The following is a 6,001-nucleotide window of genomic DNA, read 5'->3' on the forward strand; positions in this document are numbered from 1 at the left end:
GTCAGCATTTTCTGCAACCAGTTGGAACCGCAGACTCCGCAATTGCAATCGTGGCTCCGGGAGGGTTTGTCTTTCGAGGTACACACGCTGACGCATCCATGTCCGTTGCTGGCGAACAGCAACTTCGTCGCTGCGGCAGCCAATTATCAGGACTGTGTTGGTTTGCTGAATCGCATCCCGGGCAACAAACCGGTCGCTTTTCGAATGCCGTGCTGCGATTCAATGAACAGCCCGAGCCCCCGCTTTTACAGCGAGATTTTCAACAGACCCAACACCGCCGGACAATTCCTGACGATTGACTCCTCGGTGATGAACCTTATCACGGCGGATGACACAGCGCTTCCCCGGGATTTAACGCACGATACAGGCGGTCAGGAAAGGTTTCGCAAGTATTTCCCCACCGAGACCAATACGGTGACGAAACTGAGCCTGAAGCGGTTTGGTACCACGATTGAAAATTATCCTTACCCGTACGTCGTCGGAAGGCTGTGCTGGGAATTTCCGCCGATGGTACCGAGTGATTGGGAGGCCAACAACGCACACGGACCAAACAACCCCGCCACGGTCGCCGATTGGGAGGCGGCCCTCGATGTGACTGTTCTGAAGAAGGGGACATTTACCTTCATTTTCCACCCACACGGTTGGATTCGGCCTGAGCAACTTGTCGAATTCATTGACCATGCAAACCAAAAATACGGCCGACGTGTAAAATTTCTGAACTTCCGTGAAGTGCAGGACCGGCTCAATCGGAATCTGCTTCTCGGCCAGCCGTTGCGCGCTGCCAACGGCCAGGACAACGGAGTCCGCCTGCTGGATTTGAACAAAGACGGCTACGTCGATGTGATTATTGGAAATGCGGCGTCACGCAAAACTCGCCTGTGGAATCCGAAGACAGGCAACTGGATTGAAACGGATTTTCCCGTCCCCCTGGCATCCCCTGACCGTGCGGGTGATCGCGTGGAGACGGGTGTAAGGTTCGGCATCGTTCGGGCCGATGGGCGTGTTAGTGCTTTGATCCGCAGCGAGACGGGCGCCGGGGCATGGAGCTTTGACGGTTCGCGCTGGGTGGAGGATGACGCGCTGCTCAGTGGCCTCGAACTCGACGGCGTGAGGGTTGTGACGAGCGCGCAGGGGCGAGACCAGGGCGTTCGATTCCGCGACGTGGACAACGACGGCCGTTGCGAGTTGATCGTCTCGAACGAAAGGCAGAACGCCATCTTCGCCTGGTCGGACACGGTCAAGTCATGGAAGAAGGTCTCCTATTCATTGCCGGTGGGAAGCTCAATTGTGGACGAACAAGGACGTGATAACGGTCTCCGTTTCGTGGATGTTAACAGCGACGGTTACGAAGACGTTCTATTTTCGAATGCAAAAAGCTTTGCTCTGCATTTGTTCATCGCGACGCCAAAGCCCTGGCTGGGTTGGGAGCGAGGCTGGACGTTCAAGGTCGTCGGCGGCAGGCGAGGGGACCCCGGTGAAATTCCAATGATTGTGCGGGGCGGCACCAACCTGAACAACGGTGTCTGGTTTCACGCGAAACAAATGTTCGTGCAAAACGAGGAAACGGCGCATCTGGCGGACAAGGTTGACGTCCGCTCATTCGCCGGGCTCCTGAGCATCGCCGAAGCGCCTCCAAAATCCCCGGATGAATCTCTTGCGGCCATCCGTGTCCGCCCAGGTTTCAAGGCTGAACTGGTCGCGAACGAACCGCTGGTGATTGACCCGGTCGCTTTTGATTGGGGTCCGGACGGCAGATTTTGGGTTGTCGAAATGCGCGATTATCCGTCGGGTTCGGACGGACACGGTAAATCGGGCGGCATTATCAAATATCTGGAAGACACAAACGGAGACGGGCGCTATGACAAGGCGACCGTTTTCCTGGAGAACGTCAATTTTCCGAATGGCATCATGGTTTGGCGGAAAGGGGTTTTGGTCAGCGCGGCGCCCGAAATTTTTTACGCCGAGGACACAGATGGCGATGGCAAGGCCGACGTGCGCAGACCGATCCTGGTGGGATTCAATCAGGGCAACCAGCAACATCGGGTGAACGGCTTTGAATACGGCCTGGATAACTGGGTGTACGCGGCGAATGGCGGGAGCGGCGGAACAATCAAATCGGTGGCCACCGGGAAAACAGCGAATCTTCGCGGACACGATCTTCGCTTCAAACCCGACACCGGCGAGTTTGAACTGGTCGAGGGACAGACCCAGTTCGGACGTCATCGCGATGATTGGGGCAACTGGTTTGGAAACGAAAATCCCACCTGGTTATGGCACTATTTCCTGCCCGAACGGTACTTGTCGCGAAATTCCGAACTCGCGGTCACAACCACGCGACAAGTGCTGGCGAACTATCCTAATTCGACGCGTGTCTTCCCGGCCAGCCGGCCCCAGCAACGATTCAACTGGCCGGACGCCGCGAATAGTTTGACCTCGGCGAACAGCGCGACACCCTACCGCGACGAGTTGTTTGGCGACGGCTACGCGAGCAGCGTGTTCATCAGCGAACCGGCGCAGAACGTGGTCCATCGCGAAATTCTGGAAAACAACGGGGTCACATTTTCGAGTCACCGAGCCGCCGACGAGCAGGAACGCGAGTTTCTCGCCTCCAGCGACAACTGGTTTCGTCCGACGATGCTAAAGACGGGACCGGACGGCGCGCTTTATGTCGCCGACATGTATCGGCTCATCATAGAGCATCCGGAATATTTCCCTGACGAGTTAAAGCATCGTCCCGATTTACGCGCAGGCGATAACAAAGGGCGCATTTATAAAGTGTATCCGGTGGGTGCAAATCTCCGGCCAGTACCCCGGCTCGACCGGATCAGCGTCACTGAACTGATTCAACGGCTTGCCAGCGCCAATGGCTGGGAACGCGACCTGGCGCAGCGCTTGTTGGTCTGGCGCGATGGAAAGCCGCCAGTGGCGGAATTACTGCGCCTGGTTTCGAGTGATAAAAACCCCAAGGTTCGCATCCAGGCACTGAGCACGCTGGAAGGACTGGGCATGATGACTCCGGAGATTGTGCTCCAACGGTTTGGTGACCGGTACCCTCGCGTCAGAGAATTTGCTGTTCGGATTGCCGAATCATTTCTACGCCCTGCGTCCGGGAAACGTCCGGACCGTAAGTTTGTCAATGCGCTGCTTCCGCTTGCCAACGATCCCGACGTCCGGGTTCGTTATCAACTGGCGCTCACTCTTGGAGAATGGGACGACCTGCGCGCGGGACGGGCGCTGGCGCAGATCGCACTTAAAGACGGTGCCGATCAGAACATGCAGACCGCGATACTCAGTTCGGCAGCCGGACGCGCGGGCGGTATACTGGACGCAATTCTTGCGCAGACAAAAAATGAGCCGCCGCCTGAACTGCTCTCTCGTTTGTTGAACCTCGTCATTGCCTCTCACGACCAGGCATCCGCCGCCCGGGCCATAGAACAACTCGCCACACCGTCTAGGAACACGTTTGCGGCCTGGCAAATGACAACGATTGCCGCGTTTCTCGACATCCTTGAAAAGCACGGAGGCGGATTGCCACAGCTTCAATCCGCAGCTTCTTCCGCGCTGCGAGAAGCGCTCAAGAAACTCGATATGCTGTTTGATCATGCGCGGAAGACGGTCGAGGCCGAGACCGGCAATGAAACCGATCGTCTGCAAGCAATCCGGCTGTTGGGCCGTGCGCCCGCCATGGAGCAGGAAGACACCGCGCGGCTTGCGAAAATGCTGAGGCCCCAGTTCTCCGCGCCACTGCAACAAGCGGCCTTCGACCGGCTAAAGGACATCAATAGTCCACAAGTCGCCGGGGCACTGCTTGCCGGTTGGAAAACTTACGCGCCGGCACTCCGCACGGAGGTCTTGAACGCGGTGCTCAGCCGGACCGAATGGATCCGCGAACTTCTTTCGTTGATTCAGTCAGGAGCGATAGCCCCCGTCGAAATAGCTCCGGTGCATCAGCAACGGTTGCTTCGTCACTCCGAAAGGGGGATTCGCAGCCAGGCAGAGAGGCTTTTTACAACCAGAAATCCGGATCGCGAAAAACTCGTTGAAAGCTACACGGTTGTGAACGGATTGAGTGGCAACGCGGAACACGGCGCGGCGTTATACCGCCAGAATTGCGCCGCGTGCCACCGATTGAAAGGCGAGGGGAACAACACCGGACCGGACCTCGGGACGGTGGCCGACAAGCCGGTCGGCACATTGCTGGTCGCCATCCTCGACCCGAATCAGGCGTTTGAAACCAAATACATCAACTACTCGGCCGTCACAAAAAGCGGACGTGAATTCAGCGGAGTCATTACGGCGGAGACACCGAACAGCATCACTCTGCGCAGCGCAGGTTGCGCCGACGAAACCATCCTGCGCAACGACCTCCAGGAATTGACCAGTTCAAAACTGTCGCTGATGCCGGAGGGTTTCGAAAACATTCTAAAGCCACAGGACATGGCGGACCTGATTGCTTACATCAGAAGCCGATGACTGATGGCTTTTTGGTTGGAGAATTCGGTGCACTTTGGCGGTGGAATAATTACAGCGTTACTCCACGTGTTTTTGGCAGTCGGAAACTTGTTGCGTGAGCGGCGATTTCGGGGGAACGTCCACGAGTCCCGAAACGACGTGAGACCGTTCAAATCAACGTGGGGTCGTTTCGCTCCCTGGCGCCTGCCGCGCCGCGCTGCGTTCACGCTCATCGAGCTTCTGGTGGTCATCGCCATCATCGCCATTCTTGCGGGGTTGTTGCTTCCAGCGCTGGCCGGCGCAAAGGAAAAAGCCAGTCGCACCGCGTGCATCAATAACAACAAGCAGCTTGCGCTTGCGATGCACATGTATGCACTGGACAATAGCGATGCCATGCCGTGGCCAAACTGGGGAAATGATTATGGTCCCGGCTGGCTTTACAAACCCGTTGGCGGTCGTCCACCCGATCCGCTGAAAACCAACGACTGGACCTACATCGAGGCGGGTCTGTACTGGCCCTATCTGAAGGTCCGCGCAATTTACAATTGCCCGCTGGACCGGACGAATGTCATCTCCTGGCAGAAACGCGTGCCCAAGCTATCCAGCTACATCATGAGTGGCGCGGTATGCGCGTTCGGCCGCTACCAGAACGGCAAGACATTCAAGTTGGGCGCGTTCAACCCCGCAGCCTACGTGATGTGGGAGCCGGAAATACAAAACTTCGGCGGAGTGTGGGGCTCCAACGGCGGATTCGACGCCAGCCAGTTTCCGGATCGTGGAGAAGGCATCGGCCATCGCCATAAGAAAGGCGCGGTGATCACCGGGTTCAGTTCCCACGTCCAGTTTATCAAGTATGAGGACTTCGACCGCGAACAGAAATATAACAAACCGGGACTGCTTTGGTGCGTACCCGACACCAGGGACGGCATGTGACATCCGTCCGGACGAGCGCGCTATGAAACACCGGTCATCGACCGGGCGCTCCAAAATGTTTGTCAGCGAAGTCGAGGAAAACCCTCCAGTCGTCTTTGGTCATCGAATGTTTGCCCGGGCGGATATAATATCCAAGCGTGCTATCGACCAGCTTTCCGACCTCGGGCATTTGAGTCGCATCCAGGCCACCGGCCTGGAGCAGGCGATAGACGGGCTCCGCAGCCTGGAGCATTTCAAACTGACCCGGTGGATTCGCCCAGGTGTCTTCAGTCGCGTTCGGCAGAAGAACAGGACGCGGAGCACACAGAGCAATCAAGGAGTGTTGATCGAACGGCAATTTGTCCGGCTGCTCGTTGAAATTCTTGAACTCGGCATTGAACCAATGCGGAAAATGGTCGTTGATCTGCTTCACAGATTCGCCGATTTTGCCCCGACTTGGCGCCGTGCCGCCGCAGCCGGCCTGGAGCGGTATCGCCAGTGCGATTCGCTCGTCAAACGCCGCCGCGACCAGGGCCGCTTTGCCGTTGCGCGAGTGTCCCACGACTGCGATTTCTTTCGGGTCGATCGACTTGTCGGTTACCAGGTAGTCCACGGCGCGTGACACACCCCAGGCCCA

3 protein-coding genes are annotated in these 6,001 nt (G+C 57.3%); 2 read left to right on the plus strand and 1 reads right to left on the minus strand.

What is annotated here, in order from left to right; translation table 11 throughout:
• The first annotated feature begins 222 nt into the window (after positions 1-222).
• On the plus strand, positions 223-4,473 hold the full coding sequence (locus VN887_06395) for a PVC-type heme-binding CxxCH protein (GenBank protein ID HXT39636.1): 4,251 nt from the start codon (positions 223-225) through the stop codon (positions 4,471-4,473).
• Between the two features lie 138 nt (positions 4,474-4,611).
• Complete coding sequence (locus VN887_06400) at positions 4,612-5,385, plus strand: type II secretion system protein (GenBank protein ID HXT39637.1); 774 nt, start codon at positions 4,612-4,614, stop codon at positions 5,383-5,385.
• A 34-nt stretch (positions 5,386-5,419) separates the two neighbouring features.
• Here VN887_06400 and VN887_06405 read toward each other — a convergent pair.
• Positions 5,420-6,001, minus strand: a 582-nt coding sequence (locus VN887_06405) for an acetylxylan esterase (GenBank protein HXT39638.1), incomplete at its 5' end; no start/stop codon positions are given.

Origin of the sequence: Candidatus Angelobacter sp., from assembly GCA_035607015.1 — a bacterium.
Lineage (GTDB): Bacteria > Verrucomicrobiota > Verrucomicrobiia > Limisphaerales > AV2 > AV2.

Coding starts and splice junctions, on each gene's coding strand:
- VN887_06395 (HXT39636.1), top strand. CDS start 223: ATGAACAGCCCGAGCCCCCGCTTTTACAGCGAGATTTTCAACAGACCC.